The 15,927-nt window shown below is 44.8% G+C and carries 15 protein-coding genes and 1 pseudogene; 10 read left to right on the top strand and 6 right to left on the bottom strand.

Translation table 11 applies throughout. The annotated features are described in order from the left end of the window. The first annotated feature begins 1,227 nt into the window (after positions 1 to 1,227). The 8 genes from AB4507_RS19370 (at position 1,228) to AB4507_RS19335 (ending at position 10,757) form a co-directional block, all read left to right on the top strand. On the top strand, positions 1,228 to 2,037 hold the full coding sequence (locus AB4507_RS19370) for a hypothetical protein (RefSeq protein WP_136987112.1): 810 nt from the start codon (positions 1,228 to 1,230) through the stop codon (positions 2,035 to 2,037). Positions 2,038 to 2,048: 11 nt separating this feature from the next. Then, a complete protein-coding gene (locus tag AB4507_RS19365; protein ID WP_372183145.1) occupies positions 2,049 to 2,843 on the top strand; it encodes a hypothetical protein in 795 nt (264 codons plus the stop codon). Continuing rightward, the gene (mobH, locus tag AB4507_RS19360) at positions 2,843 to 5,245 is read left to right on the top strand and encodes a MobH family relaxase (RefSeq protein WP_372128045.1); all 2,403 of its coding nucleotides are present in this window, start codon (positions 2,843 to 2,845) and stop codon (positions 5,243 to 5,245) included. Before AB4507_RS19365 ends, mobH begins: the two co-directional genes overlap by 1 nt. Continuing rightward, positions 5,238 to 7,151, top strand: coding sequence for a conjugative transfer system coupling protein TraD (gene traD / locus AB4507_RS19355; protein WP_162299038.1), 1,914 nt, complete (start codon positions 5,238 to 5,240; stop codon positions 7,149 to 7,151). Before mobH ends, traD begins: the two co-directional genes overlap by 8 nt. 9 nt (positions 7,152 to 7,160) lie before the next feature. Next, the gene (locus AB4507_RS19350) at positions 7,161 to 7,787 is read left to right on the top strand and encodes a hypothetical protein (RefSeq protein WP_086715022.1); all 627 of its coding nucleotides are present in this window, start codon (positions 7,161 to 7,163) and stop codon (positions 7,785 to 7,787) included. Then, a complete protein-coding gene (locus AB4507_RS19345) occupies positions 7,777 to 8,460 on the top strand; it encodes a DUF4400 domain-containing protein (protein WP_372183143.1) in 684 nt (227 codons plus the stop codon). The genes AB4507_RS19350 and AB4507_RS19345 overlap by 11 nt, the downstream gene beginning before the upstream one ends. A 22-nt stretch (positions 8,461 to 8,482) precedes the next feature. Further along, positions 8,483 to 9,448: a S49 family peptidase gene (locus AB4507_RS19340; protein WP_154723885.1), complete on the top strand. Its 966-nt coding sequence runs from the start codon at positions 8,483 to 8,485 to the stop codon at positions 9,446 to 9,448. A 631-nt stretch (positions 9,449 to 10,079) separates the two neighbouring features. Beyond that, positions 10,080 to 10,757, top strand: a complete 678-nt coding sequence (locus AB4507_RS19335) for a hypothetical protein (protein ID WP_154723884.1) — start codon at positions 10,080 to 10,082, stop codon at positions 10,755 to 10,757. A 638-nt stretch (positions 10,758 to 11,395) separates the two neighbouring features. Here the strand turns inward: AB4507_RS19335 and AB4507_RS19330 are convergent. After that, positions 11,396 to 11,884: a DUF4262 domain-containing protein gene (locus AB4507_RS19330; RefSeq protein ID WP_162299039.1), complete on the bottom strand. Its 489-nt coding sequence runs from the start codon at positions 11,882 to 11,884 to the stop codon at positions 11,396 to 11,398. A gap of 768 nt (positions 11,885 to 12,652) precedes the next feature. On the opposite strand from AB4507_RS19330, the gene AB4507_RS19325 reads away from it, so the two are divergent. Further along, complete coding sequence (locus tag AB4507_RS19325; RefSeq protein ID WP_102305682.1) at positions 12,653 to 12,955, top strand: hypothetical protein; 303 nt, start codon at positions 12,653 to 12,655, stop codon at positions 12,953 to 12,955. 73 nt (positions 12,956 to 13,028) lie between these two features. On the opposite strand, the gene AB4507_RS19320 is transcribed toward AB4507_RS19325, so the two are convergent. From AB4507_RS19320 to AB4507_RS19305, 4 genes are all read right to left on the bottom strand, one after another. Beyond that, positions 13,029 to 13,706 (bottom strand): hypothetical protein, encoded by a 678-nt coding sequence (locus AB4507_RS19320; protein ID WP_372183142.1) that lies wholly within the window; start codon positions 13,704 to 13,706, stop codon positions 13,029 to 13,031. Next, positions 13,703 to 14,188, bottom strand: a complete 486-nt coding sequence (locus AB4507_RS19315) for a hypothetical protein (protein WP_136987137.1) — start codon at positions 14,186 to 14,188, stop codon at positions 13,703 to 13,705. The genes AB4507_RS19320 and AB4507_RS19315 overlap by 4 nt, the downstream gene beginning before the upstream one ends. A 14-nt stretch (positions 14,189 to 14,202) precedes the next feature. After that, on the bottom strand, positions 14,203 to 14,418 hold the full coding sequence (locus tag AB4507_RS19310) for a hypothetical protein (RefSeq protein WP_136987138.1): 216 nt from the start codon (positions 14,416 to 14,418) through the stop codon (positions 14,203 to 14,205). A gap of 83 nt (positions 14,419 to 14,501) precedes the next feature. After that, the gene (locus AB4507_RS19305; protein WP_136987139.1) at positions 14,502 to 14,870 is read right to left on the bottom strand and encodes a hypothetical protein; all 369 of its coding nucleotides are present in this window, start codon (positions 14,868 to 14,870) and stop codon (positions 14,502 to 14,504) included. 305 nt (positions 14,871 to 15,175) lie between these two features. Here AB4507_RS19305 and AB4507_RS19300 point away from each other — a divergent pair, with 305 nt between their 5' ends. Then, complete coding sequence (locus AB4507_RS19300) at positions 15,176 to 15,520, top strand: DUF3085 domain-containing protein (protein WP_136987140.1); 345 nt, start codon at positions 15,176 to 15,178, stop codon at positions 15,518 to 15,520. A gap of 320 nt (positions 15,521 to 15,840) precedes the next feature. Here the strand turns inward: AB4507_RS19300 and AB4507_RS19295 are convergent. Further along, positions 15,841 to 15,927, bottom strand: a pseudogene (locus AB4507_RS19295) (RNA-directed DNA polymerase); the annotation flags it as partial.

The following is a 15,927-nucleotide window of genomic DNA, read 5'->3' as shown; positions in this document are numbered from 1 at the left end:
AGAATTGACCCTGCCCGAGAGTGAATCAATGACCACTGGCTAACCGTAAAGAGTCTAACCAAGACATTGAAATGGAATCCTGAGCGGTACAGCCCTTCTTAAAAACAAAAAAAATAAATATAAATTTCCAAAAATCATCTCAAGCCGAACGGTACTACCCAAGATTGAGTCGTTGCCCGAGACGGTTCAATTTCTCGGGGTGACAATGAATATGAATTAATTACTAAACAATCTAGAAAATGGTGTTCAAGCCAATTGTCTTTGACGGATTCTCAACTCACGATGACCAGCGGATTCTCGGTTAAAAGACCGGCGCTGGTGCCGCGTCATGCCATCCCGTGTCAGTGCGAGACATGCGGGATTAATTCCCACGCCAGAGCGAGCGCCTGGGTACTAGTCATCGGCCGTTTCCAAGGCAGGGAGCTGGTGGCAGGTCATAACGTCCAGTGTCGGTCAGAGATATTGAACTTGGATATTAGTTACCAGCGAGCCCCGGTCCGTGCATTCATCTCCAGCAGGTAATCGGGTGATAAACCGACGCTGGTGCTGCGTCATAACATCCCGTGTCAGTGCGAGACATGGGGAAATGATACTTACGCCGGAGCGAGCGCCTGGGTACTGGTCATCCGCCGAGTCCCATCGCCCGGTTCCCAGCCGAGGAGCCGGTGCCGGGTCATAACATTCAGTGTCGGTCAGAGATATTGAGCTTGGATATTTGTTTCCAGCGAGGCCCTGGTGATAATCACGACCAGCAGGTTCTCGGGTGATAAACCGGCGCTGGTGCCGGGACACATCATCCCGTGTCAGTGCAAGACATGGGAATCGACATCTGCGCCGGAAGAAATTCTTGGGTGCTGGTCATCCGCCGGTTCCCAGCCGAGGAGCTGGTGGAAAGTCATTAGTTCCAATGTCATTCAGAGAAATTGAGTTGAGCGACTGCACGAGCTCGAATCGTTGGTCACCAGCTGAATTCCACGAACGCTGGTCATGTCTAGTCCCCCTTCCCTGTCATAGCGAGACAAAGTGTTAGGCTGAACAAATTCAAATTCGTGGATACGACTTTCATGATTGAACCATTGTTCATACCAACGTAAACACCCGCAGACCTGCCCTATTCGGAAAGCAATTCTGAAATCTATTAGCGAAAATTCGTCCCTTATTTGAAAAAACGTCGATTTATTTCATGCAGTATCAACCAATACCCCATTTGGGAAGGAGACAGGGTTTATGCATGAACAGGCGGATGTCCTTGACGTTCAAACAGACGAACTTGATGTTCTTACTGAGGACATTGAGGCTGATGTTCAGGTTAAAAAAGACGATATCCATGCAGATTTAAAATTGGGTTTGATCACCAAGAACCTAAAACGTAATGCAATGGAACTGAAGGCGGTCTATGCCGAAGCCGGTGAACTTATAGCCGAAATGGAAGACTTGGCTGACAAGTATTACCGAAAACCTCAGCTCGAACAGAACCATGTAATTATCAAAGACAATTCTTACAACCGTAGAAGCACGTTCGCCAATACAGGCCATGTACTGATTGGGACTAAGTATTACACCAAAGACAGAGACGGTTGGGAGATGGTGATGTGTTTTGAACTTCGAATGCGTGACATGAGCCGCTTAAACAAAACAACAAAAAAGAAGGCGTATCACTTTGATCCCGATAAGAAGATTCCGAATTCAGAGAAATACTATGAAATTCCTAAGTTCGCGACGAAGTACGAGAACAAGTCAGAGAACAAGATTCCCTACAAAGTGCTGACCCACCCTTTTTCCAAATCACAATGTAAAAAATACATGAGGGATTGGGAATTAAAGCTGTTCCTAGCATTTAAGAAAATCATCAGTCCACCCACACGACGTTACCTCGGATTAAGGGAGCGCTATAAAACGCTTCGAGAGGAACGACGCGTATTACTCAGCATTTTCATTGCAGATAGAGGGCTCCCACTAAGCAGGGAATACAACCGAAAAATAGGCGAGCTAGAAAAGGTCATCGCTGACCATTACCCAGAACTCATCAATCTCTAAGGAGAATCACCATGGCTGAATTTAAGCAAATGCGACGCCACATCCCCGTTTCAATCGTGTGTCGAAGCGAGACAATGTACCGCTACTTAGGTCAAAAAGGCGGTCAATTGGTTGGCGCAACACAACGAATTGCGACGCTGTACGAGTCCACCGAAGACAACGATGAAAACCGTGATGCGGTAGTGTCTATCTTTGAAACCAACTTTGAACATTTGGAAGAAGGTCAAGGTGAGTTTGCAAGACAGGCTGATGCAGTGAAGCGTAAATACCGCAAACAAAATCGCAATGTACCTTTTCCTGAAATCGAAGTACCAGATAACCACAAAGTCGTCATCGATGTGACCCACCCTGTCTTCCAACGTGTGTTGCAGGTCATTCGAAAGTTCGACAACTCGATGGCGGTCATGGAAGTACTTTGGATGGTAGGCGATGTCGACGAAGAACGTTACAAGTACGCGAAAATCAAACTCGCTTCTACGATGTCGCGCTTCTCTAACGACGTGTTCCGTATTACCAACCAACTTCGCTCGCTAGACACTGGTCGCGGCACAACACACCAACGCGTTAATCAACAAATCAATCAAAAGTTGAAACCAGTAGAGGTGGTTAAAGAGGTCACCGATGAGCAGCCAGATAACGTGTCGGCTCCATTGAATGAAGCTGAAACTGAGCAAGAAGCAGAACCGGTGGATATTCATGCTGGTGGCGCTGAGATATTAGGCGAAGACGAAGACCCACTGAGTGCGGAAGAAATTCAAACCGTAATAACTCAAAAATCCGATGAGTCACTACAGGAATCAGCTTAATGCGAATGTTTGATGGCGTCAGATCAAAATTAACTCAAAGTGCAATTATCGTAAAAGAGAAATTGCGCTTGAAAACTGGTGAGCTGCATGAGGAGTTCGCCAGTGAAACTATTTTGAAGCAGCAGCAGGAGATCACACGCTTGCAGAAAGAAGTCGCAAGCATGATCAAATACCCGCCGACGCCAGATGGTGTCCCTGTCTTAACGAAGGGGGACATTTTATTCGCTTATAGAGGCATTATTAAGGAAACCTTCCTTGCCGTAGGCATGCTCGAAGGTACAGATAAAAACCTGACTCCATGCTTTATGAACACGTACATGCACGCGATCCGTTCTGTGATTTCATTTTTCCACCTACTGCCTGCTAGTGAGTACCATCATCACAATGAAGTTGGCGGCCTACTTCGTCATTCATTAGATGTTGCCTTAATGACCTTAAGAATGTCGAAGGGCTCTCGGCCTTTGGCTATCGGATTCCAAGATGAGGAGATGCTACGAGAACCGCGATGGCGCTTTGCCGCATGGTTAACAGGTTTGTTGCATGATGCAGGGAAAGTCATTTCTGACATGAGGGTTTCGGGGAAAGAGCTGGATACTACCTGGAACCCACAAATTGAAACCATTTACGAATTCAGTGAAAAATACGGTATTGACCGCTACACCGTTAGCTGGAATCCACGCCGTGCTAATCATTACCATGAGAAGCTGTCAGTGCTGTTATTAGACAGAGTTCTGAGTGACACAGCAAAGCGCTGGTTATATCAATCTAACGATAACCTTTCAGGACCAATCATTGACGCGCTGCAGAATTATGCCCGTAAGGAAGGGTATATCGAGAAACCATTGCGCCGTGCCGATGCGCTCAGTGCCGAACGAGATCGTAGAACCCAATTCCACAAACTCATCGGACAGCGTAAAGCCGGTAAGAGTCACGGCATTATCTCGGCCATCCGTGATTTACGAAAAAACCGTTGGAACAAAGTCAATGAAATCGGTGCTCGCATGTATGTCATTGATGGGGAGGTATATCTCGATTACCGAAATGGCGTGCAAGACATCATCAGCCACATGAACGCCAATTCTAGCAACTCGGGTCACCTAGCCAGAATTGAATCCAACATTGGTATTGTGGTTCAGGAGATGGAAGAGCTAGGTATTGTGGAGCCGATGCACGAAGAGTCAGACTTTGTGAGGCTCACATTTACAGCGAAGCAAGGGAAGATGCGACAAGTTGATATCGTTCGTATCAGTTATCCAGATTTGGTCTTCGAAGGTGAATTACGCCCACCTAACCTTAAAGACTGTTACATCGAATTTTCTAGCATGGGCGAACGCTTAACAATCGACGCCAAAGGCAGCTTGGATTATACCGAGCCAAAAGATAACCCATTTCAGACCCTTTATAACTTGGACCCAGAGCAAGGCTCCCAAGTGAATCGTAATAAGGCTCGTTCGTTGAATTTGCCGGGGCTACCAAAACCACCTGAAGAACTCATGCAAGCTGCTGAAAATCAATCACCGACAACGACCCCGCAGCAGATCAATGCACCAGCACCGGCCAACACGAGCAACGATGGGAAGCCAGCAACAGCGACACCTGCTCAAAACAACGTACCTGCGCAGAAACCAGCACCCAAACCACAAGCAACGAAAAAGCCAGCAACGAAAAAAGCAGCGACTAAGACGAACACCACAAAGGCAAACTCACCGTCAAAGACAAGGGGGCCAACAATCGTGTTCGAAAATGAAACAAATCAGTCGGTGGAAGAAAACAATGCGGCACCTAGTGTATGGGATGGCATGAACATCAACGCAGCTGACGACAAACCGGTTCAGGCACCGTCGTCCAAACCTCTAGCCACCGCAGCTAAAGGGCGTAAGTCCCAAACACAGAAAGCACCGCAAAGAGCTTCCGCTTTAAAAAATGTGTCTGATAAAGACCTAAGAACCTTGTGTTATGTGATGGCATGGGCGCTATCCAATGGTAGGACCGATGGTGATTCCATTGTCAGCTACAGCTCAAGAAATGCGATCTACGCGCACAAAACGTGGGTTCTTTGTCTTGTAGAGATGACCAACATGGAAATAAATACAACGGCCTTTTTTGACCGCTTCGGAGATGACATAGAGCCAGGGAAAGTATTGGGCATTGACGCGACAGAGCACATCAAGTTGGACAGCAGTTGCGTCAAAGCCTTCGCAGAGCTGTTCGGTGTGGGCGAAAAGCTGTTCTTAGATCAAATTAAAAATTTCAATGACTATGGTAGGCCGGAGCGTATGGATAACCTCGATTTCTTTGCAGGAAAGCTCACCATTAACAGCGAGCAAGAGAAGTTAATTTTAGATTCAAACCTCGCCAAAGAATTGAACTTAATTGCTAATGGAGTCGCTTCTGATGTTTAAGTCAAAGACAAAACCCCTGTATGACGATATTCAAGACTACTTCCGTGAAGTGTTTGAGATACAACAAGCTCGCGCATGGCTGGCTTCGGGTGCTTTTTTCAGTGTCGCTGGTGGATATCAAGCATTGTACAACCTATTCACTGAGACACCGGCTCCCGATACGGTGATGCTGACAGGGCTAGGTATGGCCACCAGCTTTGTCATGGCCGCAAAACGATCTTCTGAAGCATGGCCAATTCTAAAGATGCAAGCTCGATTGTGTTCAAACAAACTGGATATAGAGTCTTTGGAAGACACTCGAAAGAAGGCAGAAAAATACAAAGACCGCATGTACTTAGGGACCGGCTTTAATTGGGGGCCTGAGCACGCCATCAATATGTATAAAATCAACGCCCTCCCTTCTGCACGCCGCGACCAAAAAGTGCCTTTATATTTAAGGAAGTTTATCCCCTATAACCCTGATCTGAACGAAGCATTAGGTGGGGAGCCATTCCTCATGGCCTTGGGCAACGAGAAAGCTGTGACTGTGCATTATGATGTAGGCCGCGCACACACAATCATCTACGGCGTTCCGGGCTCTGGCAAAACAACGTTGTTAAAGTTAATCGCATTAAACAAACTGTGGTCAAAGCGAAAATGCTTGCTCATCATCATCGACCCAAAAAATACGCCGGAAATGCGAAATGGGTTGAAAGCAGAGATGGTTCGTCAGGGTAAAGGGGACCAGTTCTACTATTTTGCCCCCGCACGGCCATCAGAGTCTGTCGTTGTTGATTGCCTAGCCAACTATAACCGAACATCGGAACTGGCAACCCGTGTCGTTGAATGTATTCCAACGGGCGGCTCTTCTGGGGAAGTATTTAAACAATTCTGTTGGGAACGTGTAAACCAAATTACTCAGGCAGCGGAATACATCGGTGAACGACTCACACTTCGTACCCTTCATTACTACCTGCGTGAAGGTCTAGTTCGTCTGGTAGAGAAAACGTGTGAAACGTACTTCAGTCAAGAAATAGGTGTGGACTGGAAAGCCCAAATGAACGGTCGCATCAAGGCCATGGGCTCGCAAGACTGGCTTGAAAATATGATCATGTATTATTCCGATGTCATGGCCAAAGACAAACCTTGCTCTCAACTTTCAGGGATCATTGACGCCTTCCATAAAAAGTCATCTGAAGTGAGCACCAAAACTGGCTCATTGAATGCAATTCTGGAACAACTTTGTTCGGCGCCTCTAGATACTTTGTTGTCCCCTGATTTAAATAATTTGTCGGACAACCAACCGAACGTCGTTAATTTACGCGAGTTATCAAACACAGGTGGAGTGCTGTACTGCGCCACAGACGGTTTAACAGACCCAGTGATTTCAGGCACCTTATCGAAGCTTGTGTCGGCAGCTGCAGCGGCATCGTCAGCTGAACGTTATAACTTTGGTACAGGAGAAGAGCCAGAGGTTTGCTTTATGGTTGATGAAGCCCATAACGCGCTTAATGATCCAATCCTGAATTTACTCGCCGTCGGTCGTCAATCCAAATACGAACTGTACTTAAGTACCCAGTCCATGCCCGACATCGTAGAAAAAACCTCGCAAGCGACCGCCGATAGGATAACCGAGCTGTGTGCCAATACCATCGCCATGCGATGTGAAGGCAAAGTAACTCGTGAATATGTATCAGAAAAGATGGGGGCTGCCGATCTAAGAAAGCATCAAAAGATGATTTCAAACAGCGCCTCAACACAAGATTCCGTCTCTTCATTCAATTCAGGTTCTGGTGTACGTGAGTCATCAGAAGAGCGCAGTTTATTTCCACCGTTCATGGTATCGGCCTTACCCAATTTACAAGCTATATGCAGCTTCTCAAATGGAAATAAAACCCTACTCCGCCTGCCTGTAGAGCCACGTTAAGGAAATATTATGAAAGTATCGACCAAATTCAAAAAAATTACTGCCAGCGTTTATCTGAATCGAACGATCGATAAAGAGTTGAGCGAGCGATTGAATTATCAAGCGTTTATTTGGCCGTCTCTTGGTGAGGTTCAAATGCGAGTAGTGAGGTTATTCGGTGACGTTGTGCCAGCTTCTTTCAATGAAGGAGAAGAAGAACTCTTACTTGACGTGGTATTGCGAGAGATGGCCGATACATGGGATGAGCATTATGAAACACACGGCAAGGAAGTCGCCTTCAAGCACATCTTTTTGAAAGTGTTTGACCGAACCTCAGAACTGTTCAAAGTCATGGTCACATCAGAAGACACAAAGGCAGGCTGCGACCTAATCTGGGACCCGATTCGCTGTTCATTTTCAGACTTTGCTACGTCCAGCCGCGTATGTTGCATGGAAGTCATTGACAGAAAACTAACCTCAGAGAGCGAGAAACATTGTCGCCAACTGAGCCTGTTACTGCTCCCTCAACTCTTCGGTCGTCCTGAACTCAATACAATGGGTATCGCACCCTACGCCTTCGAAGATCCTCGCTCGGTGAATTTGTTAGACCTGTTACTCAAACCTGAAAAGATATTGGAGGCTGCTCATGGCGCATGATACCCAATCTTTTATCGACGAAGGTAACAAAGCCCTACTCGGTGATGGTGTCTCGATACTAAACCCGTGGGTAAGACTGGGGTTTATGATCTGGTTATTTTCTTTGTTGTATTGCTGGTTTGGTATGTCAGCGGAGCAATTTAGAGCCGACGTCATCGATGAGGTGTCCATTGTTCAGTCGACAATGACCGAAGAGCAATCAGAAATAGTGTTCGACCGTGTAAACGGTCAATACCAGACGACGATGGTCGATACGGGCATCTCCAATGTCATTGATAGATTTTATATCAAACCTGAAAAAACAAATGGGTCCGGGGTCTTTATTGCAGGCATATCAGAGCGGCTGGTGGATAACACAAAGATGTGGTGGTATCGCAGCATACTTCGACTGAACGTACTCATGGAATGGCTTCTTTTAGGCGGGGTGCTTATCTTCGCGTTCATGAGTGATTCTTACTACGAATATCGTAAGCGAATCTACGCCTTTACACAGCACAACGTGAAAATAGCGGCACTGGCCTTTCGCATGATATTCATCATTCTCTTTTCACTATGGGTCTTCCTTGTTGTCCCCATCATTGATGGCGGATTCTGGCGATATTTACCCCTATTTTTCATTGGTTTATGCATCCTATTAACCACCACGATCATGCGTGAATTCCAACGCTTTTAAACAGACATAGGTAATCAATAACATGCGGATATTTAAAAAGAAGAATCAAGAACCAAAGTCATTGAGAGAAAACCTCAAAGAGTTTACGCAGCGATACCGGTCTATTCACAACCTAAATCGGATTAAGGTTGGTTTCATTGTCTTTGGTGTACTGTTTGCCGTTGGTCAAACCATATATAGAAGCCATTACTTCAATATGCCAGTGCCACATATCGCCTTAATCCAATTAGAGGGAGCGGTAGAAAGAGGCAGCCCTACCGCTGACGGCACCATACTTTCAGAAAGCATCAGGAAAGCAATGAAAGACCCTCTCGCGCACGCGATTTTAATCGAAGCCAATTCACCTGGTGGGAGTCCCGTGCAGGCAGAGATTTTACATCGCACCTTAATGTCCATGAGAGAAACGACAAATAAGCCGGTCTATTTTTCGATAGGAGAAATGTGTGCTTCTGCGTGTTTATACATCAGCTCTTCCGCTGACAAGGTGTATGCACATAGAAATTCATTGATTGGCAGTGTCGGGGTACGAATGGATACATGGGGGTTCGACAAACTCATTGAACAAGTTCAAGTTCAAAGACGAACGTACACGGCGGGTAGAAACAAAGCGCTTTTGGACCCATTTTTACCTGAAAACCCAGAAGCAACAAAGCACATTGAGACGCATGTCCTCCAGCCGCTGTTCGAAGAATTTAAAGATGCCTTGATTGAAGGTAGAGGCGAGAAATTGATGACGGATAACCCGGACATCTTTACCGGTTACATCTGGACCGGGGCTGAAGCTGTCGATATAGGCTTTGCAGACGAAGTGAAAACGCATTTCGAGATCCGTGAAGGACTAAGAGATGAATACCAAGTCACGGACATACAGAACTACACCAAAGCTAAATTCAGCATGATGAAGATTCTGAGCTCGGACTTTTGGGCAGAAGTTCTGGTTAAAACCGCCATCAAGCTGCGTGCAGATACCGAGCTGGAATTGAAATAGACGTCATGCTGGTTAAAAGCTGGCACTTGTCAGGGAAAGTGACATCAGGATTGCTTCTGTGATGTCACTCTCCCTGAATATCAAGTGAAATGGATGACATGATTGCGAAGAGCGTGCTTTCAATGTCGTTCAAAGACAATATTCACGCAGGTGGTGGAGTGATGGCAAAGGAGCCTACCCCTGTATGCGATAACATAAAATGTTATTGTTGAATAATATTTGAGCAGGGTAACTGAAGTATCTTCATATACTGGATGCGTTTCAGTTCGTGGAGTACCAACAAGCACGTAATCGAAGGGTGTGATGTATGTTGTGTTTCTTTTATTCGCAATGGCAAATGCTACAAAGATTGATCTTGTGCCAATAAATGTGACCGGATTCAAACAACGAATGATTTGAGTCAATGAAATTATCAACTTGGCTAGAGCAATTGCATAAGCCATTGATATTTCTATAAACAAAAGCATTCACTCATTAGATAGCTGTAAGCCCTTTCATTACACGGGATTATGCACATGATCCGGTAAGACGTTTATTAAAGATGCCTATTTGCCAATAGCAGATCCCTTAATTACTATATTCAAAACTATGAGAAAATTATCACTCCAATCTTATTGCAGTTAGGTGGCTTATGAGTAACAAAAAACAGGGACGTGACAACAAAGCAAGCACTGATGAACTCAATTTGACGCATCTGCTTCCTACACCTAACGGTAATGATGTTCGCGACGAAGTAAATGCGATTTTCCACAAAATGTCATGTTCTGAGCATGAAACCAATAAATTTGACGCTGAATGCTGCAAGAAGGTAGCGGATAAATTGACGCACCTCTATGCGTCAAGAGGGATCATTAGCGGTGACTTAACTGAGCATCATAAGCAAATCGTGGATTTTTCTCCTGAAGTGGAGCTGCAGCGCTATTTAGAAGGCCAAGCAGAAGATGAGCTTTTATGTAGCGCTCAGTGCCAATCATCAAACCACCAGCCGAATGCCTCACCGCCTGAGTACCCAATTGACACACTCAATGATCGGATTCTTGCGATTGTTGCAGAAGGTAAATACCTAGAAAGTCGCATGAAAGAACTCGGCGCAAAGGGTGGTGGTATTAGTACGATGAAGCGTTCGATTAAATACAAGTTACCCGATTGGGTTCTTAAGCATTGTGATGTGATTAGCGAGATCCACTTCAAGGCACTCCATAGACTGGATTACAATGTCAGTCGACAAGAGACAGAATCTTTCTTGGAAGCGTGTTCGCAGTTAAGAGCAGGGTTCTTTTGCGTAGACGATAACCGAGATGAGCAATAACCATGATCTGATGAGACTGTTCATCGTCAGCGCATGTAAATACCCATCCCCTATCTTCGTTAATCTAAGAGCGCGTTAACTCACTCAGGTCGTATTCAAAGTTCAGAGCCGAGTGGTGTAGGACACTGGCCGTTGTCTCTGCGCGAAGACTGGCCACAAATAAAGTTACGTTGTGTGCAACTTCTGCTTTATTCTCGACATTATAAGACCGTGATGTTCTCTTCCGCTTCGACGTCCTTACTCCAAATTCATCAGATGTAAACTCAGTCCAAGATACGTCGAATACTGGGTATGGCTTTCCTCTACTGACTCGTTGTGTTTCTCTCACTGACACTTGGCACCCATACTTAAGCTTCTTTACCCATCGTGGGTACGCGAGAATTAATGCAGCTCGCATGTCGCCATAAATATACGCGAGTTGCGCTTTAACGTATGTTTCTGCACTGCTTTAGGGGATTGATAACGAGAGGTAGAGAAATACTCACTGTCAGTGGCCTTTTCAGACCAAACAGTCGGGATCTGAATAAAGTAAGATCCCGCCCGTTTACTGCATGGAAATACATAGCTATTCATGGGTTGAAATTGTCCATCCTTGGTCAAATAACAGTCGTAATATGGAGAAATGGATGTTCTTCTATCTAGTTGTATAAGTTTTCGATCTGTTGCACATCAAAGAAGATGCTTTGATACTTTTTCCATTTTGAGTCGACGTGCTCTTGCCACGGAAAGCGGCCATTTGGGTCGGGTAAAACCAGTTGAAACATCGGAATTTGCTTGTCGGTCATGTCCAGCGTGGTTTCAGCAACGGTGAACGTACCATCATGCATATGCTCTTGAGATACTTTAACCAATGCAACCGGCACATTGAATACCTCTTCAACATAAGTGATAGGTTCATCTAACTCAATCACGCGTTCTTTGATGTGTTGAGCAAAATGGTTTCCGAAGAAGTGCATTTGTTCTGGACTTAAGCCGGTAATGGCGATCTCGAATGCGTTATCTGTACTGACCGACACGCCAACGGAGTACACATACTCTTCACCCTTTGGGCTTGCCGTCATAATGAACGTTGCCTCACCGTCTTTTAATGATGCTACAACTGAATCCATAACATTTAAACGTTCCATAATCATCTCTCTCATTGTGGGGATGGGAGTATTATGTAAGTCCGTTTCTTCGTATCCCCCCGATAGTTGAATCGTCCGATAGTTCAAAAGGGTTCAGTGGGTAAACGGGGGGTAAAATAGAAACCCGTTCAAGTCAAAAAGCCATGAAACATGACTCATTAGATTTCACCGTTGCACAATTTACTTGAATGAAGATTCCAAATGAAAATGTAATAAAGTCTCCATTATGAGAATCAATCCAAAACATACCAAATTTTGTTGAAGAATTCAGGGGATCTTGGTAAACAGATATTAATGCAATTGAGTGCATTATCATTTGCCACTTAGCAAGGCGTTAATAATTGATAGAATGGTTTTGTTTCGAGTTAACGGAAACTTTAATGGTTTAGTATATTGTTACCTTTATTCAAAATTTTATACTAAGTCTTAAAATTCTTTCCGTTAATTGACATATTGTACCACACTCATCTGCATACTGTTTTACATGGACGGACACTGTACGACAGTAGCAACAAGTCCAAAAACTAAAAAATGCTATAATTTGATAACAAAAATAATAATAAGAGCACTCACATTTTTATAGCGAATGTGGTTGTTTTAAAGCCTTGTTTTACCGAAGGTTTTAAGAAAAGAAAAAACTAACTACGTCAAACGTTGCAAACAGTAGATATATCAAAAGTAAAGGAGTGTACGTCTACGCATTTCCTAAACATTTATAGCCATTCGAAAGTTTGGTTTAACTAAAGATAAGAATACTAAGTTAATATTATGCAACTACATCATACGCACGAGTTAAACACCACATCGAATCCATTTGAAACATTTGATGAAAACATCATTATGTTTTTGGAACATTATCAGATCCTCGATTTCAGTTTTGAGTCGTTGAAATCCTTTTTGAAAGCAGAGTATTGTGCGGCAAAGAAAACCGCTTCTTTAAACTTAACGTATCAAGAATGGGCGTCAAAGAACGACGAATATGTGTCGACCGTTTCTTCTTACTTCATTTATAAAAATTGGTTAATGAAATACGCGCCAACGGAATCTAACCAATTGGTCACGCTGCATTAACTGAACGCGTAAAAGCCCAAACATCTCACCGATATTTGGGCTTTTTCTTTGCCTGTCCCTACCCGATTTCATGTCATATACATGGTTTCTTTCTAACCCTCCGGTGATTCCATATTAAAACAGACCTTTCTTTGTTTTCTTGAAATGACATCGATCTGCTGAATGACGACGCTGGCCGGAAGCGCAGGTTTTCCCCTACATACTCAAGATGCTGTAACTTCAAAAGCAATTGAATTAAAAATGCCTTGCATAACAGTTCAGATATCTCTTCGACACACACCGTTAAGTGGTCCAAAGGGCTCGATTTGTCGAGGTGATCAAAGTATTCATTTTCGATGAACGACAGGGTGACAGCCCCAGAACCCACACAAGGTTCATATAACGATATTGCCCCACTATCTTCATTCATACCTGCGCGATTCAAGCCAGCTAAGAGCTTTGCCAGCGCGATTGGTGTTGGGAAAAAATCGTTGGTGTGCGCCAAGCTGGAGTATTTGGATAACAAGTCCCCAAGAACATCCGTCTCGCCTTCTTCTATGGCCAACTTGCATATCAAGTGCGTCATCAGCTGACAATCCTTCTGGATATCAGGGACGGACAACTGTTCAATAACCGTCTCGCTCGGTGGGTACATCTCGGTATGTAAGAAACACCAATAGTCGATGAACATATCGAGAAATGAATGGGTCCCAAATTGATACCGCATACTTTCAATGACATTATTCAATTGCTTCTTCAGATCCTTACTCATGCGGTTCTCTCCCAATATTTCATCGTATTTGGGTCAACGCACAGCGCCATGTCTAGCCACTCTCCAAGCGCATCATCGCAATAAAAACGAAAACTGAATGCACAAGACTGCTGCTCTAAGTTGCCACGAATGTCGGTAAACCCTTCACTCGACACCGACACCTTGAGGTGTCTGGAATCTTCAGAGAAACTAAGTTGGTACTTATCCATATACGCTAACAGTGCAAACGGATCATCGAACTGGCCATGTATCGCGAAGAACCTCCCTTGTGTCTCGACTAACTGTTGAGTCATTCGCTTCACAGCTTCAAGGTTATCGATAGGGATGACACGACCGTTGTCCAACGACACGTTGTGATTGATGACAAACCGAGGTGGCTTGCCATCGATGCTCATGTAAATTGCACGACTTCGGTAGCTCTGTTTCGACAATGAGGTACGCAAGACCCCATGACTAATGCTGCTAAACAAAATAATGCTCATAAATCACCTCGGCTTTATTCGGGCTCATACCCGTATTCGTCGAGACACAGACCACCAGCGTCATTGAGCCTCACTGAAACACCTTGAATGCCAGTGTTGTAAACAATGGATTCCTCTGTACTCCCGTTCGCCAGTGACTGGTCGATGAATTCCTTAAGCTCACCGAGCGTTAATAGATCTTGGGTCTGTGGAGTCGCGTCGATATCTTGCATTTGAATTGTGTCTGTCATGGTCATCACCTTAGTGTTGGTTGTGATACTGGATGTGGAATGAAACGAATTGGCAGTGAACAAGCGGTTAAACGTACCCGCAGTTACCAATCGAAAGTCTCAAACAAAGGGATTTGATTGGCGTCTCGGTCGAATTCAATTAAGCCGATGTGGTTGGACGTTGCCCAAGCCATGATTTGATTAAATGTGTCACTCATACCATCCATCGTATTGAGGGTTAGACCTTCACTGCTCATTGAGTCATCGGGGTCAGCGGCTTGCAGCTTAATAAAGTAGCCATACTCTCGCTCTAGAACGTGTGTGTGGGTGTTACTGTGTTGTTGAACCAAAACGCTCAAGCGTTCGGAGTCATCTTTCGTAAGATGGCTAGTCGATAATGCCAGTGAGAGATAGAGTTCCATGCTGCTTGTTTCAGCGAACTTTTGGATATCGGTTTGGATAGAGTTAATCATCGTCAATCTCCAAGTGATGTGGGTACATAAGGTATGGCCCATCATAGGGAGAGCTGAATGCCACTCCCCCCGAACTGGCTGGCAGGGCAATCATGACAATGGATAGTGAATGAAACGGGGGAGAGATAATTAACGAAGTTGATTTAATGGCAATACGAATGAATAAGGCTATTTATGGTGCCAACTGTTTCCCCACATAATTTCTGCTCGGTTCATTTCTCCCCCCGTTTCCGCCTGGTGCTGATTTGCTCCCCCCAATTTGCTCGCGTAGTTTGATAGGACATCCACAAAAAAAGGGACTCATTATGGGAATCGCAATCTTTACTCGTCAGCAAGTGGAAGAACTTGTCCAATTCTGTAAGAAGCACAATAAAACCCAGTTTTTCCTTGCCAAAGACCAAGGCTTGTACATTGGTCAAACCGTTGGCAGTCAAAAAAACAATGACTTTGAGAACAACATTCAATATGCCAACGGGTGTGATCCTAAGTTGGATGATGATGAGTGGTGGGATAATTCAAGGGACATCGCAGGTGGCGACGATTTTGGCGAACACCTCCCTTTAGGCACGATTGAGAAGACCTTAGCTGACAACTCTTGGAAGAATCTTAAAGTGAAAATCACTGAAACCGAACTGACGTTCATCGTCTAGTAAAGAGTGGCAGTGTTGAAGTATTTTGACATACGGCGTTGTGAGCACAGCGATTGATTTATTTATAGTGGGGTCGCACTACCCGCACATGCGTTCCCACTATAAATATCGCTTTTTCACGATCGATTAGAACTCAGGGCTGCGTTCAGGATTTGCAATGTGACCCCTACCTCTTGCCTCCCGCAAAACCGCCTACGGCCATAGCCAGTTGACAGTACGGCTTTAAGAATGAGTACACCACACTGAGTAGTGCAGATACTGAACTATGACCCTCACCTCCCCCCTAAAATCGCACAAGCCATTATCCAATCCCCAGCGAACTGCCCGTTTGATGCCTGTCGAAGTCTTGAGATAGTGGCGTTGATGTCGAGCTTGTCGACTCCTGCACACCCTTTGTTCTTCTTCAC

It is taken from the genome of Vibrio sp. 10N.222.54.A3 (genome assembly GCF_041474095.1).
Lineage (GTDB): Bacteria > Pseudomonadota > Gammaproteobacteria > Enterobacterales > Vibrionaceae > Vibrio > Vibrio crassostreae_C.
Note: the sequence above shows the minus strand (reverse complement) of the source record. Positions and strands in the feature narration are given on the sequence as shown.